This window comes from Liquorilactobacillus nagelii DSM 13675, from assembly GCF_019444005.1.
Classification (GTDB): Bacteria; Bacillota; Bacilli; order Lactobacillales; family Lactobacillaceae; genus Liquorilactobacillus; species Liquorilactobacillus nagelii.
This window is the reverse complement of record NZ_CP049304.1, coordinates 572,697-590,392: the sequence shown is the minus strand read 5'-3', so window position 1 is coordinate 590,392 and position 17,696 is coordinate 572,697. Positions and strand designations below refer to the sequence as shown.

General features: G+C 36.7%; 15 protein-coding genes. 4 read left to right on the top strand and 11 right to left on the bottom strand.

What is annotated here, in order from left to right; all coding sequences use genetic code 11:
- Positions 1-93 precede the first annotated feature (93 nt).
- Positions 94-1,257 (bottom strand): hydroxymethylglutaryl-CoA synthase, encoded by a 1,164-nt coding sequence (locus G6O73_RS03230; RefSeq protein ID WP_057885879.1) that lies wholly within the window; start codon positions 1,255-1,257, stop codon positions 94-96.
- A gap of 275 nt (positions 1,258-1,532) precedes the next feature.
- Here G6O73_RS03230 and G6O73_RS03225 point away from each other — a divergent pair, with 275 nt between their 5' ends.
- The 4 genes from G6O73_RS03225 to G6O73_RS03210 all read left to right on the top strand — a co-directional run bounded on the left by G6O73_RS03225 (position 1,533) and on the right by G6O73_RS03210 (position 4,486).
- Positions 1,533-1,820 carry a hypothetical protein gene (locus G6O73_RS03225; RefSeq protein WP_228956577.1) on the top strand — a complete coding sequence of 96 codons (288 nt, stop codon included), beginning with the start codon at positions 1,533-1,535 and terminating at the stop codon, positions 1,818-1,820.
- Positions 1,821-1,973: 153 nt separating this feature from the next.
- Positions 1,974-2,471, top strand: a complete 498-nt coding sequence (locus G6O73_RS03220) for an N-terminal phage integrase SAM-like domain-containing protein (RefSeq protein ID WP_219935200.1) — start codon at positions 1,974-1,976, stop codon at positions 2,469-2,471.
- 28 nt (positions 2,472-2,499) lie between these two features.
- Positions 2,500-3,180 carry a site-specific integrase gene (locus G6O73_RS03215; RefSeq protein WP_057885877.1) on the top strand — a complete coding sequence of 227 codons (681 nt, stop codon included), beginning with the start codon at positions 2,500-2,502 and terminating at the stop codon, positions 3,178-3,180.
- A 694-nt stretch (positions 3,181-3,874) separates the two neighbouring features.
- On the top strand, positions 3,875-4,486 hold the full coding sequence (locus G6O73_RS03210) for a hypothetical protein (protein WP_057885876.1): 612 nt from the start codon (positions 3,875-3,877) through the stop codon (positions 4,484-4,486).
- Between the two features lie 562 nt (positions 4,487-5,048).
- Here G6O73_RS03210 and G6O73_RS03205 read toward each other — a convergent pair.
- From G6O73_RS03205 to G6O73_RS03165, 10 genes are all read right to left on the bottom strand, one after another.
- Positions 5,049-6,305 carry a LysM peptidoglycan-binding domain-containing protein gene (locus G6O73_RS03205; RefSeq protein WP_057885875.1) on the bottom strand — a complete coding sequence of 419 codons (1,257 nt, stop codon included), beginning with the start codon at positions 6,303-6,305 and terminating at the stop codon, positions 5,049-5,051.
- 4 nt (positions 6,306-6,309) lie between these two features.
- Positions 6,310-6,690, bottom strand: a complete 381-nt coding sequence (locus tag G6O73_RS03200; protein WP_057885874.1) for a hypothetical protein — start codon at positions 6,688-6,690, stop codon at positions 6,310-6,312.
- On the bottom strand, positions 6,687-6,977 hold the full coding sequence (locus tag G6O73_RS03195) for a hypothetical protein (RefSeq protein ID WP_057885873.1): 291 nt from the start codon (positions 6,975-6,977) through the stop codon (positions 6,687-6,689). The genes G6O73_RS03200 and G6O73_RS03195 overlap by 4 nt, the downstream gene beginning before the upstream one ends.
- A 108-nt stretch (positions 6,978-7,085) precedes the next feature.
- The gene (locus G6O73_RS03190) at positions 7,086-7,316 is read right to left on the bottom strand and encodes a hypothetical protein (RefSeq protein WP_057885872.1); all 231 of its coding nucleotides are present in this window, start codon (positions 7,314-7,316) and stop codon (positions 7,086-7,088) included.
- Between the two features lie 2 nt (positions 7,317-7,318).
- On the bottom strand, positions 7,319-7,768 hold the full coding sequence (locus tag G6O73_RS03185) for a DUF1617 family protein (protein WP_057885871.1): 450 nt from the start codon (positions 7,766-7,768) through the stop codon (positions 7,319-7,321).
- On the bottom strand, positions 7,765-7,896 hold the full coding sequence (locus tag G6O73_RS12950) for a hypothetical protein (protein WP_268871647.1): 132 nt from the start codon (positions 7,894-7,896) through the stop codon (positions 7,765-7,767). Before G6O73_RS12950 ends, G6O73_RS03185 begins: the two co-directional genes overlap by 4 nt.
- Positions 7,897-7,902: 6 nt before the next feature.
- The gene (locus tag G6O73_RS03180) at positions 7,903-8,130 is read right to left on the bottom strand and encodes a hypothetical protein (protein ID WP_057885870.1); all 228 of its coding nucleotides are present in this window, start codon (positions 8,128-8,130) and stop codon (positions 7,903-7,905) included.
- Positions 8,131-8,143: 13 nt separating this feature from the next.
- Complete coding sequence (locus G6O73_RS03175; protein WP_083478501.1) at positions 8,144-12,886, bottom strand: phage tail spike protein; 4,743 nt, start codon at positions 12,884-12,886, stop codon at positions 8,144-8,146.
- On the bottom strand, positions 12,868-13,584 hold the full coding sequence (locus tag G6O73_RS03170; RefSeq protein WP_057885868.1) for a phage tail domain-containing protein: 717 nt from the start codon (positions 13,582-13,584) through the stop codon (positions 12,868-12,870). Before G6O73_RS03170 ends, G6O73_RS03175 begins: the two co-directional genes overlap by 19 nt.
- Positions 13,581-17,693 carry a phage tail tape measure protein gene (locus tag G6O73_RS03165; protein ID WP_057885867.1) on the bottom strand — a complete coding sequence of 1,371 codons (4,113 nt, stop codon included), beginning with the start codon at positions 17,691-17,693 and terminating at the stop codon, positions 13,581-13,583. Before G6O73_RS03165 ends, G6O73_RS03170 begins: the two co-directional genes overlap by 4 nt.
- Positions 17,694-17,696 lie beyond the last annotated feature (3 nt).

Sequence of the window (17,696 nt, the reverse complement as noted above, 5' to 3'; positions counted from 1 at the left end):
TGCCTTTTGAAGCTTACGTTTTTTAAACAAAATAGTAAGCAATTTACTTAATTATAACATTTAATTTAACAATGTCCTAAAGACAACTTTAAATTAATGAATTTCGTAAGTTCTTTGCGATTCATGAGTCCCAGCGAAAACATATTTCGCCGGATCTTCAGTTGTTCTCAATTTATGTTCAGTTGTTTGAATAACTTGCTGTTGATATAAATTTTCGTAATCTGCAACTGAAATTTTCCGCCGCTCAGTTAAAATTTGTTTAAAATCATTCTGTGCTATCTGTTCTTTAAACTTGGGCTGCAACAAACCGCTGAAAAATTCCGCTTGAGCTCCAGAACCATAACTGTAAAAGCCAATTCTTTGACCGGCTTGCAACTTAGGCGAATTTTGCAATAAGGACAAGAAACTAAGATAAAGTGAACCGGTATACAGATTCCCAACCTGAGCATTATAACTTCGTGCTGCTTCAAATTGTTTAAATAATTGACTATTAATTGCTAAATCATTTCCAGAAGTTAAACTGCGAAGCCCCTTCAAACCTAATTTAGTATACGGCAAATGAAAAATGAACGCGGTGAAATCAATTAATTGAAGCCCTGCTGTTTTTTGATACTCTTGCCAAACTTCTTGTAAAAGATCCAGATATAAATTATTTGAGAATTTACCAGCAACTCGCGCTTCACTCTCACCTAAAGGCCGCCAAAAGTCATTTGCATCCCGCATTGCGACTGCACTATTTGGCTCAAAAGCAATAATCCGTGGATTAGTCGTAACTAACATGGCAACTGCACCACCACCTTGAGTTGGTTCACCTGGTGTCCTCAAACCATAGCGAGCAATATCTGCACCGATTACTAAAACCTTTTTTTCCGGATGAAGACAAAGATATCCTTGGGCAAAATCTAAACCTGCTGTTGCTCCGTAACAGGCCTGCTTAACTTCGACAACTTGTAATTTTTCTGGCAATTTCAGCAAACCAGCTAAATAAGCTGCCGTTGATTTGGAATTATCAACTCCTGATTCAGTTCCAAAAATAACTAGACCTAATTTTTGCCGATCTGCTTCACTCAATATCTGATCAACCGCATTGGCTGCTAATGTTACTACATCTTGTGTTGGACGAATTACCGCCATTTTTTTTTGCCCAATTCCAATCAAATATTTTGCTGGATCCTCCTGACGCTGTTGTGCTAATTCCCTCATGTCAACATATAAATCAGAAGTAAAAAAGCCGATTTTATCGATGCCAATCTTCATAATCTTATATTCTCCTTAAAAAAGCAGCCTAAATCAATAATCATATTTTAACCGTACTTTTGAAATGCTACTTTACAATATTTCTACTATTAATATTCTATATTATAATCTGATGCTTTACAATTAAACTAAATTTTCTTATTTCAATTCTAAAATTCGACAATTAACTTAATGAACAGCACGAAATTTCGGACAAATGCATTGTGCAATCCACATTCATTATAAATTTCATACTTTCATGATAAACTATCCTTGAGAGTTACATATTGAAAGAAATGATTAAAATGTTATTCAATAGTAATCATATCAAGGGCATTCTACAAGATAGAGGTTTATCAAACTTAAATGATGATTCTCTATGGCAAGTGAAAACTATCCTAAACGAGCTTGATGAAGAACAGTTACTTCGAAATAGCAAGAAAGTCTTATCAAGTGATTATGCTAAAGACAAAGCAACAGCAACATTTTTAAGAGCTATAGTTGAACAAAACTGGGTAATGATAACCCAAAATGATCAAATACTCAAAGAATTAAAACTCCAAAACCAAGCTCCGAAAGAATAAACAAAATAGATTATGTTATTAGTTTTTTTAACTAAATAAAAAACACACTCTCCCCGCCTAAAGCTTGAGTGTGTAGAGTTAGATATTTTAAAGAGTATGCAATAAGCACACGCTCTTTGTGTACTCCATTCTATCATAAATGGAGTGATTAAAATGTTTGAATACAAGAAAAATAAAGCTATCAAAGAAAAAATTTATAAAAACGGCAAGAAGAGTTATTATTTTCAGATTTATCTAGGAAAAGATCCACAAACTGGTAAAAAGAAAATAACAACTAAACGTGGATTTAAAACTCCTGCTTTGACCAATTCTGCTTATCAAAAAATTCAGGTTCAAGTTGCTGATGGCACTTATGAGCTTCTTACTGAAAACGGTAAAACATTTAAAGAAGAATACTTAGAGTGGTTTGAGAACCAATATCGGAACACCGTTAAATCCAGTACACTCTATAAAACTAAACAAATTTTTGATTGCCACATTTTACCATATATTGGTGATCAACAGCTTAGCAAAATAACATCAGAATATTTGCAGCCATTCGTCGAAGCATGGTCACTAGCATATAAAAAATCAAATATTGTAGCAAGGTATGCGAAGCGAGTATTTGACTATGCTTATATCAAAAAAGGAAATTATCGCAAACCCTTTTGATCACATCTTGCTCCCGAAGATTCGTTCAATGAATGCTAAAGATTCTCATAACTTTTTGTCGACTGATGAACTAAAAAAGTTTGTTACGTATGTCAGGGATAGTTCTAGTGTTAATTATCCAGGTAAAATCGAATTCTTTAAAGCCGTATTTTTTATAACCTTAGCTTATACGGGAATGCGTAAAGGCGAATTACTAGCTTTAACCTGGGAAGATGTTGATTTAGAAAACAAAATGATTGATATTAATAAAACCATCGTCACAAATGAAAACGGGAAGATGGCGCTCCAACCACCTAAATGGGATTCATATCGTAAAATATCGATTAACCAATTAATTTTTGAAATGCTAACTAAATTAAAAACCAACAACAATTCTAAGCTAGTATTCCCAAATCAAAAAGATAACTACTTCAATTTGAGTAAACCAAATAACTGGCTGAATTCAATTATTGATATGGGCTCATCAGATTATGCAGCAGCTTTTAAATTAACACATGATCCAAAATATCAATCATTTATACCTCAAATAACCCCACATGGATTTAGGCATACTCACGCAACATGGTTATTTGAAAAGAACCCAGGCATCTTACCTAAAACTGTTCAAAAACGTCTGGGTCATAAAAATATCGGTGTTACATTAAACATTTATACTCACGTTTCATCTAATCAAAATGAATTGCTGTCAGATACGCTAAATCAAATATAGTTAGTCAAAAAATAAGAGTTAGTCAAAAAATTAAAAATTGACTAACTTTTTTGTCTCTTGGTTAGTCATTGACTAACTTTGTGTTCCATTCCTATCCTTTTCAGTAGGTTTTAGGCAATCATCGTAAAATAAAAACGCCACATAATCGGAATGTGACGTCCTAAAACTATCTAAAACGGAATAATAAGGAGAGTACAGGATATATAAATGCCTATACATCAATACTTTAAGCGATTTAGTGCACTGTTGGGACACCGTTTAAGTTATTAAAATTTTATACATTTATGTAGGTCAAAGTGCTTGGCCTATTTTTATGCGCTCCTAGCTTGGACTCAAATAAAACTCAATTCGTTTTAATATAGATATTCGCGTTAAACGTCATACCCTATCCATTACTTAAAATTCATCTATCCGCCTTTACTTTACATATAAATTGATGCATTTTCGAACAAATTTCACGATATATTATAGCTAAACAATATGGTAATATTAATATTGGGTAAAAAATGAATCTAAACAGGGAGAGATTAGTTATGGTCAAAAAATATTATAGTCAACATTCAAGAACAAAACATACATATCAGTTTTACAAGGATCGTCAAAATGACCCTAAATAGAGAAATGATTTTATTGAGGCTAGATCAAAACGAAGAAAGTCGATTGCAATCAAATCTTTAGCAGTTTTACTAGTAATATGCATTGCAGCTTTTTTACGTTTCGCCAACACAATAAAAACAACGGTGAGATTTCAGCTGCTTTTAGCCAAAACAGTTCCAATCAAAATAGCTCTTCAGATCAAGACAGCCAGAAAAGTAGCACTATATCCAGTAGCACAACTCAGCAAAGCTCTTATTCTTACAGCAGTGATACTAGCTTATCTTCATCAACTACTGAAGCAAGTTCATCTGAAACTAGTACTACCAACAATATAACTGCTGTTAAAAATGTTTTACAGAGTGGCTTTAAAATCGCGCCTATTTTGTATAATGGCGAAGATGTCAACAAAGCTATGAATGAAGGGAAAGCACCTCAGAATACAGTACATGATGGTTTTATTTTAGGGTACTTGAAAGATGATTCTACAGCACGTATGTCTTCAATGGGTGGAGCATATGATCAGCCTTATGAAATATCAGAAGGCATACTAACCATTGGAGATTTTCAGTTTAATTATTCAGAAAATGGCAACTCGATTACCTTTGATACTTATGAAAAAAGCAATTCAGATGGTTCCACAATTACTTGGCAATTATCAGACTATTCTGGAGCTAAAGATTCAGTTGATTCTGCCTCTGTTCAAAATTGAAGATCATTATTTAAATAAGCCTACTTCAAATCAAATAAAAAACTCAATTATAATTTAACATACTTCTTAAGACAGCTGATTAGTTGTCTTATTTTTGTATAAGTCTATCAGTTGAATGCCACGTTAATCAGATTAAGCGAACATACGTTTGAAGTGTAAATAAAAAATAAGCCTATCTCAGACAAGATAGGTCGCTTTGTCTATGCAATATACATTGCAACTAATATTTTAGTTTGTTTTATAGTTGTTTTCAATAGCAAATATTTAAAAGGGTCTATCAACTGGGAAAAAGATAGACCCTTTTCGAGTGGAGTTGCAGTTAAAAACTACAACTGCAATGATTATTGTAATGCAATTATATGCATTTAACAATATAAAATTTATAAATCATTAAAAATAAGCCTAGTGGGACTGTCAGATGTCAGTGCTCCATTTTTCATAATGTCATCTTTTCAATAATATTTGATACCGTCTTATTATAGAACAAATTTATATGTATGCCAGCCGAAGCTGGCTTCTTTATTTACGAACAACTTTCAATTTTATTAATGCGCAATGTCTGCTATTTAACCCTTAATGACTGTCCAACATAAATCAAATTGACATTCTTTAGCTCAGTCAAACTCTTAATCTGGCTAACTGAAACACCGTACTGGCTAGCAATACCTGAAACAGTATCACCTTTTTTAACTGTATAATAAACTTTTGAACTTGTTGCTTCAGACTCGCTAATTTTCAGAACTTGACCGGGATAAATCGTATTATTAATTGACTTGCCATTTAAGCTAGCCAAAGTATACATTGACATACCGTACTTTTTAGCAATCTCCCACCAGGAATCACCAGAACGAACAGTGTATGTTCTACTATGCTGGCTAGATACATTCGAACTGGTCAGCTGTACGTCTTGTGCTAATGCCCAACCCATTGGTGTACTTCCTTTATAAAGCAAAACCGCTTGGTTAGACTTACTCAAAACTAAATCTTGCGTGTCTTTAATCGTATAAGTCTGACCCTTTGCGTAACTGGCAATATTTACTCTAGGTTGATACCACTTTGTTGCCGATTGTTTTAAAACGACATTCTGGCCAACATTAAAACCTTGCTTGCGACTGTCGTTATTGAGTTTCTTATTTTGCGTTTTAGCTTCAGACCCAAACCACCAGCTAACAGACTTCCGATTAGTATCAACTAACGAACTATCTAGTGAGGTCGCGAACGCTACCGAAGATTGATTATCTTTATTTTGCCACATATCATAATTTCGTGGGTTTGGCCAAGCACCCTGGTAAGCTGCTAACCAGTAGCCGTCAAATTTATTAATCAGTGTTTGACCAACGTATTGGTTAGCTAAACTTCGATATGAATAGAAAACGATGTGTTTATCAGTCAATGACTTCATCTCATCTAACCAAGCTTGCACTGCCGCTTGAGTAGTACCATATTTAACAGTATTTTCTTCAAAGTCTAATACATAAAACTTTGCATCCTTATCAGACCGATTGTAAAAGTCCTTAGCTTCCTGACGAGCATCGTCGGCTGAAACAAAACGAGCATAAGCATATTGGCCATAAGGAACACCGACCTTGTCAGCCATACTTGTATTATATGAAGCGTACTTGTCAATGTAGTTTGAACCGTACTGTTGACGGATAATCAATCCAGAAACTTCCGATTTGACATTTTTAAATTGTTGTTCAGTTTTCTGACCTTGCCACTCTGACATATCATAGACTGGCAACGTATCTGCTGAAGCTAATTGTGCGCATAAAAAAAGAGCAGCTGCCGCCGCTCCTACCCCAGTTAAAAGTTTCTTCATTGAACTAGCCCTCCTTCGGTGTATCCGTGCCAACAATGTTTCCATCTTTGTCTAAAACAATCCCAAGCGAATTAGCCTTAGAATCAGTATTCACTTCTGTCAATTTATCGACTACCGCACTAATCTCTTCAATCTTCTTTTCAATTCCAGATGTATCAATTGATTTGGAAGCTTCAATTAAAGCTTTGTTTCCAGTAAAACTACCTGCAAATCCTAATGCTGAACTTAATAGAAGACCAATAATAATAACATCTGATTGGCTAAAAATCACATGGAAACCATATTTAGCAATCAGCACAAACAGTACAATCATAACTGTAGCCAACTGAATCCAAAAGCTTGGCTTACCAATGTTAGTTGCTAACATCTTTTTAAATTCCTTCATTTGTATTTTTCCTCCAAATTATTAATTTTCAAATCGTGCTTAAGCAACATTTTGTCATGCTGATCAAGCAATTTATCTTGTTGAGCTTCACGTTTTTCAAGGGCATCGATATTCTTTTGTTGCATCTTGTGTGACTTTTGTAAATCATCTCGAATACCATCCATTGGCTCCTTAACGTAACGCTTTAACATACTTTTTCCAGTGTACGAAAAGGCACCGAAAATTGTCGAAATGATAACAATAATCGATGCCCATTCGTCCCAACCAAGTCCTAAAATTCTATGCACATTCAATCACCTACTTATACTAATTTTGACAATAAAAATAGCGCTACCCAAAACGGCAAGCACATCAACAATGCATTTTTAATTCTGATAAAAAATTTCATTTTTATATTAAGCAGTCTTGACAGCAGTTAAGTTAGCTAACTTAGTTTTAGCTAGTGTCTCAAAATCAGCCTTAGTCATGTCGTCAAAAGTCTTGCCTGTTGCTAAATCACTAGAAGTAATCTGTAAAGTAGCACTGACTGCATCGCCACTATCTGAACCATTTAGGCCAACTGAAACGCTCGAGGTGTTACCGTCATTGTCAATTTGATATGAAAGCCTGTTTAATTTAATTTCCATAATTATTTACCTTCCTTTTCTTTGTCATTTTCAAAAGCAGCATCTAATTGATCTAGCACAATATCGTATACCTCAGCCTCAACTCCCTTCAGTTCCTTTTCGTAAGCTCCAAGTTGTTTCCATAAAGCTTTGTATTGTTCAGAATATTCAGTAAAGTTAATTGATACGGTTTCATCATTGTATTCTTTGACTTCTTCTTTTAATTTTTCAAGGTTTGCTCCGTCTAAAGGAATATACTCATTGTTCTTAACAATCATCTCGCCTTTTTTATTCTTCTTGTAATAAGGCTTTTTAATGTCCTCAAGGTCGTTATTGTATTCTTTAGCTTTCTCTGCAAGACGCTTAATAAGCTTGTTACGGCCACGTGATCCTTTGTTCTTTAAATCAAAGTTTCCTAAAGTATTTGCTACGATAATAATTTCGTAATTTTTGAAAGTTAATAATTTTGTCATGCTGCGTTCTCCTTTAATTGTTTAAGTCCTGCTTCTAAACTACTTATCTTACTATTTAATTCTTGGATGGCTGCTACAGCATACCCTAAAATAGTTCCATCATCACGACCTGTTCCATTTGCGATCACCGCCTTTTAGGCAGCATCTGAACTAAAAAATTTAATCAGTTTTGGTTTAGCAAGTGCTACTAAATCATTCTTTGATAAACTATCCAGCGCCTTATCTGTATCGTCCGGCAATACTTTAACCGTGGCGTTGACATATTGTCCTGCGTTGTCTGTTCCATATAGCCCGATCGCTACAACAGTTGTAGCGCCGTCCTGATCCAACGTGTAATTGATACTATTTGCTTTGATTTCCATGAAAATCACTCTCCTATTTTTGTTTTATATTCTCAATTTCTTGTTTTAATTCTTGATTTTGTTTTTTTATTTCTTCAATCTGTTTACTTAATTCTTGGATAGCTAACGTTGCATAGGCTAATTGTGTACCATCGTCACGACCCTTTTTATCCTCTGATAAAAATTCATCGGGTTCAGTATATTGGGAGACGTCATTAATATCATCAATGACATAACTCGCATAATGTTTAGATGAGCCTCGCTCGACATCTGATTTATACTGATAATCATAGATTCTAGTTTGATTAATTTTATTTAATGCTGTTAATGAATCAATTTCAGAAATGTTAGTTTTCAAGCTTAAAAGTGAAGAATTAGCAAATGATTGTGCGTGTACGGTTGTCAGATTCCCGCTCTTGTCTCGCATCCACCAGCCGTTATAGCTAGCATTATATAAGGAACCCCCATCACAATGTGCCCCCGCAAAATAAAAACTTGAACAGTCGACATGAGTTTCGCCTATCGAATACAACCAAATTCCGTTTGCTTGCGCAACGATATTTTTCCCCGGTGTGCTAGTAGAACCGGTGTAACTAGGCCAGTCGGCAGTTCCAACCAGCAAACTAGGCTGATCAGCGATGTAGTTTCCGTAATTTTTTCCTGCCTTTATAGCTGCACACCAATCTTGATCACCACCAAGCATTGCTAAATTCCAGCTTGCGCTAACACCGCCGCCGTCAACAATGCCATAATATCCTGTATCGATCACGCCTGCTTGCTTTCCATCGTTGTCAGTCAACAACGCCGATCCGCCACCACCGTGAATTTTGATACCGCCGAGTCCCATGCCAACGCCGTGTTCGATAACTCCGTAATCGTCAACGGGCGGTTTTGTACCGCTCGACATACTTGCAATTGTTCCCCAAACATCCAAGTTTGAAAGTATCAATTTGCCACCTTTCATGAACATACCTTGACCAGCATTGTCATATACCTGAATATTACCTTTTTGAATCCAAGCATTGTTGCCTGAACCATCATAATCATGTACACCGTTACCGTCTATCCAAGTATCATGACCTGAGCTAGACTGATGGAACGAAACACCAGTAATTGTGCCACCACTGATATAGTCGCCGCTTAGCGTACCACTACTGATATTGTTTGCATTCAAGTTAATTACATTAACGTTAGCCGCATTAAGCGTGCCCGCTGTAATTTTGTCAGCAGAAATTGAATCAATCATCGCAGACTTAATAACAGCATTGTCTATTGTAGTTTGGCCGCTAATATGAACTTTTTTCCCAGCAATTAAAATTCCTTCTGTAGAAAGGTTGATTTGATTGATTACGTCATTCTTAACAACACGCAGGTTGATGTTATCTGAAAGCTGTTGGATTTGGGAATTAATGTCATCAGGAGCCGGCGAGTAATCCGTTGGTACATTCCCAAGTTCACCTTTGAAGTGCCTAAATAAGACCGTAACAGTACTACCTGTCGTGTTAACTACACAAATTGTACTATTATCGTACAGGCTTACTTTATTGCTATTCCTACTGTCAGAGTTAATTATGGTAACCCATACTTTATTCCAGACATTTGGAATAAGCTTTGTACCTGTTCCACCGCCCATAGAACTATTACTACTCCTGCGGCTTACATTATCGTTGTCATTACCTCCCCATGCGCTAACACCATAAGGATATGTGTTTGTATCACTATTCCAGATTAGTCCATCAACGCTAGGTTTAATCTCTACAGAATAGGTGTACGACTGCCCCCAAGGTATTTCATGCTTGGTAACTGCATTATTTTGCAAACCACCACCCCAAGAACCACCAGCACCATTTGCAACAGTAATAGTTCTAATGTCATTTGTAGAGTCATAACTTGTTTGTGTTGACGTCGCTGTAACAATATTGCCTAAAGGTATTAAATTAGTTCCACCAACGGTTATATCATTTAGACTAACTTTTGAATTAATCATATTACTCAAAGTTGTAACTTCTGCATTATACGTAGCACTTGTTACTCTTTGCTGAATAGCTTTATCCGTCTGAGTCTGATATGAATTGAACAATGCACTTGTTACTCTCTGTGACAAGGCGTTATCTGTTTGAGTTTTATATGAATTAAAATCGTTAGATGCCACTTTAGAGCCTATTAACGTTGCGGTCTGAGTTTTATAGCTGTTAAACGTATCATTGTCGGCTTTCTTAGATACCGTTTGCTTGATACCATCTAGTGCGATTGATAGGTTTGTTACCTCGGTAACAGTTGCTGTATCAGAAACAGACCGGCACCAACTTGGCGAGATATTTCCTTCAATTAAGACTATTGGTAGAAAAGTAGCATTGATATTTCCATCATTACCATAAAATGTGAATTGACTATATTGACTACTTGTCGCTGTAAAAGTTTTGGTATACTTGGTGTATGCGCTGGTTAATGTAATAGACATCTGCCCACCTTGTTCACACCCCACCATATTTAAACTACCAGTTCCTTTAGCCCAAATAGTCCAACTATATTGTTTACCAACTGTCAAAGGAGCAGGAACTTCCCAATAAGCACCACCTTGAGTAGTACCTCCATCAGTTCTTGCTAAAGTAAAAGACTTTCCAGTTGGAGAAGAGCTATCACTATTAATAGTTACAGCATAGCTTATTCCACCGACTCCTTGATGTAATTTAGTAGTACTATCATCCATACCTGTGCCATTCAAAATATTATAGCTTCCAAAATTTAAAGAGCTAACTTGTGTCTGAACTTTAGAAATATTCACATTCAAACTGTCAGCACTAGCTTTAATCTGATTAGTTGTCCAAGTCTGATCAGCCTTATTTGTGCTCAAACTAGATATCGTGCTATCCCAACCGTTAGCTCGTCGATTTAAGGTAGTAATATCAGTAGTGGCTTTATCAGCAGTACTTTTAACCGAGGCTACTTGGGATTGTAGGCCATTGGCAGTCACTGTGATTTGGTTAGACGCCCAAGATTGAGTAGCATATCCATTTAAGTCACTTTTGACTAATTTTAATGCCAGTCCATTGGCTAAATCAGCGATGGTCATGGTTGAACCGTCTTTTAATGTCGTAACTTGTTGCTGAACGGCATTTGCGATGTCTGAACTATTATTGGCCGTACTAATTGCGGTAGCAGCATCTGTCATAGCTGATTTAGCATTATTTATAGCAGTACTGGAATTAGACATAGCTGTGCTAGCATTATCCGCTGCTGCATTAGCTGTATCAATGCCGGTTTGAGCTTTAGTTAATGCTTGATTCCCAGTTTCAACCGCAGTGTTGGCATTTTGTTTAGCTGTATCTGCTTCGGCCATAGCTTTATCAACAGCTTCACTAATGTTTTGGCCAGTTTTATTCGAAAATTGAAACGCCCACTCTGAGCCATCCCAAATATATACCTCAGTAGTATCACCATTTTCTCGCCAATATAAATCTCCAATATGCTGTGCAGTTGGGAAGGCCTGAGAGCTGCTCCCTTTAAAAGTAGTAGTCTTTCCATCAGCCGATTGCCATGCAATTGTGGCGTTATTTTGCGCATCTTGTGCTACCTGCTTGGCTGCTTGAGCAACTGTTGTTAACGTATTTAGCGTCTGACCTAATGTTGGTGTAATACTACCTAATTCAATTTTGTCATATGAATCCGTCAATACATTCCATTCAGCATGAGTCACTTTAGCAGTCGTATCAATGCCTAATTTAGTAAATCTAACGGGCACAATATCACACAAATCTAATTGCTCAAGTGGTGCTACATCAGCATAGTTACTCGTCTTAGATAAATCCTCGAATGAAACGCTAATTGAAACAGTGGGAATGCCAACATCATTATTAGTAATATATTGCTGAGCTAAGGCTTTCAATTGTGATTGCACTTCAGCTACTGTCATATAAACAGTAGTATCACTATCACTCGCATCACTTGCCTTAGTCCCAACTTTGACATTTTCAAAGTTGCTGCTGAAATCAACTGGCAAAATTTTTCTGTTGGGATAATTGCCAACATACTGACTGTCAACTACATAATTATCAATTGTATAGAGAGATGAAGTATCTCCACTTGACGAATTTAAAGTTGCATAAGGATAAATTGATGTGTAAGTATTCTCAATATTTTCTTCTTGTTGAAAACTTGTGATATTGCGACCATACGCTAGCAAAGCGTTGGCCGAGCTTCCTCGTTGCTTTTTTAAACTAATATGGAGATTGTCAAAAAGATATTCACCGCCCCACACATCTAGAATCGAACCATCAACACCACCTAGAGCCTGGCGAGCAGTCTGAACCTTATCAATTGTCCAAGCTGTCGAATTGCTAGTTGTGATATCAGAATCAGCAGTTATTTCATTGCTATCGATAATAGCTTTTTGCCATTGCTGCATTGCATCATTAGCTGATCCGCTAACAGTCACGCTTGGTTTTAATGCTAAATCATTAGTGATATAGGAGATATGTTCCGCATATACATCAATGTAAATTTTGCCATCTTCACTCATTTGCGGAGTAGTTTTTTTGATAACAAAACGCTGATCTATTAAAACATGACCAGCGTCTACTTTAATTATTCGATTATTTTCAAGTAAATCTGCTCTAGCCCCGTCAGCAGGATAGGTCATCTCGAAAATAAATTCTCCATTTCGCTCCTCCGTCACCACAGCTGTTAGTGCATCTGGCAATGTTCCCAAGCCCTTATTAAAGAAATTGGTAGTATTGGCTTCATATAAAACCGGTACGCTCACGTTCTCACCTTCCATCTCGGAGTTATTTCAAAATCACTAACTGTCCCCGACCAGCTAATTTTTGTATTTCCAACCGGTAAGTTAGGGAAATTGCTATATAACTTATCAAATTGAGTTCTTGTTCCATCTAAGCTAGTACACAATTGCGAATCGCAATCCAAAATAATACCTGTATCAACGCCTTTTAAAGAAACCATCTGGCTGCCTAGAGTTACCGTTATATCACCACTGCCGGTTATTTTTAACAGTGGTAAAGCAGGAATACTACCTGAGTTAGTCAAGGTAGTCCCGCTCGAAATAGTTTGACTGTTCAGGCCACCGTTAAGATACTTGTAAGGCATCATTTCAAAACTTAAATCAGCACTTAATTCGTCAGTCGCTTTTTTAACTTCAAAATTCCCAAGATATGCCACTCGATACGTATATCCAGAATCGCTCGATAACTTAAAATCATGAAATCCAGTATCACTTAGTAGCCATCTACGAGCTTGTTCTATTTTTGACATCGTATCATTATATTTGCCTAAAAAAATAACAGGTACAGTCTGGCTAAAAGACTTATATCTGTTGTTAGGCAAAATTAGATCACCATCGCGTCCTGGAACTTCGATTGTTGAATAATCAGGCTGTGAACTTGAGATGTTTATTTCAGCATTGATATACATATTAAATTCTTTTGAGTTATGACCGTTAAAATCGAATGTGCTTATCACGCTAAACTACCTCTTTTCTGATCAACATTGAGCGAATTTATTTGCTGAGATATTGATCGTATCAAACTCCGATTATTTTGAGTTGAACTAGGACTAGTAGCTGCATTCAGTAAACGACTAAGCAAAGCTATTTGCGATTTTTGCAATGTCATTTGTTGTTGGAGAACTGCAACTACATCAGCATTATTACTATTAAAAGTAACATTTGTGTCAGCCATTTTGCTAATAGTCGGCCGTGCTTCAAGCAAAGTGTTAACAGCTCCGTTATGTCCCAATGTTCCATTAGCATAATGTGGAATGTCTTGTTTGAAAGCTTGAATTGATGGCCATACTCTCGTACCTCTTTCCAAATAATATGGAGTAGGCACATTTGGAGAAATTCCAAGGCTTCCGCTTGGAGTTAAATATGGCTCATTTCTGCCGCCATCGCCCAAAACAGCCATTCCTTCAGGAGCATCTTCAGTACCAGTCGCGAATAAGTTTCCAAAAAATGAGCTAACTTTATTAACAACCTCATGTACCGTTCTTTTAACTGTCGTCAGAGTAACTGTATGATCCCCTAGCCAGCTGAATTGCAAAACAGCACTCCTAGCAGACGAAGCAGGACCTGAAGCATTATCTCTAGCTCGTAAGCTTTTTGACCCTCCAGGTGAAGTGTCTCTAAACCTTGTGACCGAGTTACGGCCACTTGATGATGCACTATCCACGCTTGAAGAATTACCTTGAAATCTTTTGCCTAACGGAGCAGTGCTATTAAAAGTATTAATCGAGTTTTTACCTTTGCTTGATGCACTGTCAACGCTGGACGAATCGCCGGTTAGTACTTTATGCTTTGGGTTCTTACTATTATATGAGTCAACATTAATCCCAGCATTTTTCAATGTAGCTGAAGCTGTCTTATCAGTAGCTAAAAGTTCTTTGACTTTAGTTGGCAAGTCATTCCAAAGATTGTATTTCACAATCGCATTTGCCAATTGTGGTAAACCTTTAGCATTAATCACGGCTTCTTTTGCTGCGAAGCTCATAGTATTCCACTTTCCATTAGCAGATAATGCTTTATAAATTTCTGTTCCGGCATTTGACTGAATCCAAGCTTTTTGTTGTTTAAAGCTGAGCGAATTCCACTTGCCAGTTTGGATTAAGGCGTCCGCAACCATAGTTTTCGCATTACTGCTCATTTTGCCTTTTCTTTCAAGCAGTTGAATCTGATTCCATTGATTTTTGCTTTGAACAGCTTTATTAACTTCATCCTGAGCATTAATTTTAACTTTACCTGTTTTAGGATCAAAGACTAAGCTATTCCATGTCTGTGCAGCAGTTTTTACTTTGCCACTCATGTTTGAAACACCAGCTACAACTAGTGAGGTACTATTAGCCATATTGGTATTTTGCTGTTTAATAATAGCGGCAGCTTGTTTATATGTGTACCCCACATTCAACAAATCTTGTTCAATCTGTGATTTTGAAGCACCGTTTGCTTTATCAAGTTTTAAGATTGCCGCTGCCATACCATCAGTTGTAGACTTATGAACCGTTTGCAAGTCTTTTAAAGCTTGAGCATATTGCTTAGAAGAAATTTCTCCTTTGCTATACATTGAATCAATTTTAGCTTTCTGATCATTGTATAGTTTGTTTTCTTTCTGCATTGAAGAAGTTAGTTCATTAATAGTAGTATTTCGCTGATTGTGTGTCATATTACTGATATCGCCATTCAAGGCAGCTAAAATGTTCTTCTTTTTACTTCCACTAAGTTTTAATAATTTAATTTCGTCTTCATTCATCTGCTGCTGATAGTTTAGTAGCGCAGCTCTTTCTGTATCCGATAAATCGGACATTTTGCCATTATGAGCCTTTAAAATTGTTTCAGCATTGGTATAATTTTCTTTTGCATCCGACAAAACCTTTGCATTATATTTTTGTCGCTGCTTAACGTCTTTCTTTAAATCTGTTTGGACTGAGCTTGGCAACCCTTGCATATCTTTTTTCATTTGAGAGATAGTGTTCTGAGAATCCTTTTGCATATCTGAATACATATCGCTAAAATCTTTAGAAACACTCTTGGTACTAGTTTGGCTAGCCTTTTCAAAATCAGTTAGTGAACTTCCAGCTTTGCTGCTAAATCCTTGAAATTTAGTTAGTGCAGAGTCAGCCTGTTGTCCAACATCTGAACCCCACTTGTTAGTTCTCTGTTGTGATTCATAAGCTTTTTTACCCCAAATCTCCCATACTGCTGCTCCGGCCACAACTGTTGCTGTGACACCTAAAACAACAGGATTTAACAGACTAATTCCAGCTGCAGCTTCTCCTCCAGCGGCACCAAGCTCTGTTGCTGCCCCACCAGCAGTTCCAGCAGCGCCAGTAAAACTTGCAGCTTCGAACGCAGATTTAGAAAGACCAGACTTAAATATTTGCATTGCATTGCCGCCTAACGTTGCAGCTGACCTCATTCTATTAATTGCACCAATTGTTCCGAAAAGAACACTTCCTACGCCTCTCGCTGCACCCGCAAATCTACCCAATATTCCAATCACAGGACCGGCTGCTGCAGCAAGCAATCCCCATTTAATAATTGATTGCTGCGTAGAACTATCCATTTTAGTGAATGCTTTAATAACTCCTGTAGTTTGTTTTATCAGCGGTGTAAACGTAGGCAATAATTTCTGACCAACTTCTATGCTAAGAGCATTAATGCTACTTTTAAATTGCTGCATTGTAAATTCTGAAGTATGTTGCATTGTTTTATTATATTTATCAACTGTACCATTAGAGTTTGAAATTTCTTTTGATAAGTTGCGATACCTTCCAAGATTAGCATCCATGAGAGTAGCTCCAACCTTCATGTTTTGCTGACCCATAACATCATATAAGAATTTTTGTTTTTCAGCATCATTCATTTTTCTATAGGCTTTCTGCATGCTGCCCATAATATCTAAAATGTTCCTCATTTTATGGTGTGAATCATAAATTGCTATATTGTATTTTTTTAGATCTCCAGCCGCTTGACCTGTACCAGTTGCTATTCTAGTCATCATACTAGATAATCCCGTACCAACTGAACTAGCATCTATTCCAGCAGACACTAACCTCCCTGATATAGCAAGAAAGTCAGCTGTGCTGACATGCATCCCGTGCATTGCAGCACCTGCATTACTAGAAATAGTTTGAAGATCCTCCAATGACATTGCAGATTTATGTGTAGCTTCAGTCATTTGATTCATAATTGAATTACCATTTTTTATGACCCTGTTATTTGATCCTAGATTCAATCCAAATTGCTCAAGTAAAGAAGATGTTAGTTTAATTGAAGTCCCTGATTTATCACTATTAGCCGTCATTGTCTTCAAAAGTTCCGGCATCATCCCCATGGCCTGCTTAACATTATAGCCATTCGAAACTAATTCAAACATTCCTTCATTAATTTCTTTTGTAGAAACACCATATTTTTGAGCCCATTCTAATGTATCATTTGACAGAGATTTCATTATCGAATTAACTTGGCTTGCTGAATATCCTTGCGCTTGCACTTCTTTCTTCACATCAGCCAATTGATATTCATAATCGGAAGCAGATTTAATTGCATACCCGAATCCAGCTATAATCGGCGCTGTAACATGTGTAGTCATAGTATCGCCAATTGGTGTTAACGTACTGCTTACTCTACCCGCGGCATCTCTGAAAGCGCCAACTTTTTGCTGAGCTGAATACCATCCCGAACTTTGTAAAGTTATTGATTTATTCAAAGTCCCCATTCGATTACGCAAAGTTTCCATGTTGGCAGATGTTTTGTTTACTTGATTAGCAGCATTCGCTTGACGAGCCGTTAATTTTTCTTGTTCAGCAGCGGTTGATGCAGTTTGATTGCGTAATCCCTCGTAAGCCGACTTTTGCCGTTCTAATTGAGCCTCATAGTTCTTCATCTGTGAACCCATTGTAGAATATGCAGCCTTCATACTATTCAAGCTGCTTCCTGATCCTTTAATAGCTTGCTCTTGAGCTTTTAAAGCAGATGTCGTCGATTTGATTTGTGCTTTTAAAGCTGTTGCAGACGACTTAAAAGGGTCAATATTAAGACTAACTGTCGCGGCTAAATGTCCTAAACTACTTGCCATTTG

Bases quoted from the DNA above. Each gene is read 5' to 3' on its own strand.
- G6O73_RS03175 (WP_083478501.1), bottom strand. From the start codon at position 12,886: ATGGAAGGTGAGAACGTGAGCGTACCGGTTTTATATGAAGCCAATACT.
- G6O73_RS03210 (WP_057885876.1), top strand. From the start codon at position 3,875: ATGCATTGCAGCTTTTTTACGTTTCGCCAACACAATAAAAACAACGGT.
- G6O73_RS03180 (WP_057885870.1), bottom strand. From the start codon at position 8,130: ATGGAAATCAAAGCAAATAGTATCAATTACACGTTGGATCAGGACGGC.
- G6O73_RS03215 (WP_057885877.1), top strand. From the start codon at position 2,500: ATGAATGCTAAAGATTCTCATAACTTTTTGTCGACTGATGAACTAAAA.
- G6O73_RS03225 (WP_228956577.1), top strand. From the start codon at position 1,533: ATGATTAAAATGTTATTCAATAGTAATCATATCAAGGGCATTCTACAA.
- G6O73_RS03220 (WP_219935200.1), top strand. From the start codon at position 1,974: ATGTTTGAATACAAGAAAAATAAAGCTATCAAAGAAAAAATTTATAAA.
- G6O73_RS03200 (WP_057885874.1), bottom strand. From the start codon at position 6,690: ATGAAGGAATTTAAAAAGATGTTAGCAACTAACATTGGTAAGCCAAGC.
- G6O73_RS03190 (WP_057885872.1), bottom strand. From the start codon at position 7,316: ATGGAAATTAAATTAAACAGGCTTTCATATCAAATTGACAATGACGGT.
- G6O73_RS03205 (WP_057885875.1), bottom strand. From the start codon at position 6,305: ATGAAGAAACTTTTAACTGGGGTAGGAGCGGCGGCAGCTGCTCTTTTT.
- G6O73_RS03165 (WP_057885867.1), bottom strand. From the start codon at position 17,693: ATGGCAAGTAGTTTAGGACATTTAGCCGCGACAGTTAGTCTTAATATT.
- G6O73_RS03230 (WP_057885879.1), bottom strand. From the start codon at position 1,257: ATGAAGATTGGCATCGATAAAATCGGCTTTTTTACTTCTGATTTATAT.
- G6O73_RS03185 (WP_057885871.1), bottom strand. From the start codon at position 7,768: ATGACAAAATTATTAACTTTCAAAAATTACGAAATTATTATCGTAGCA.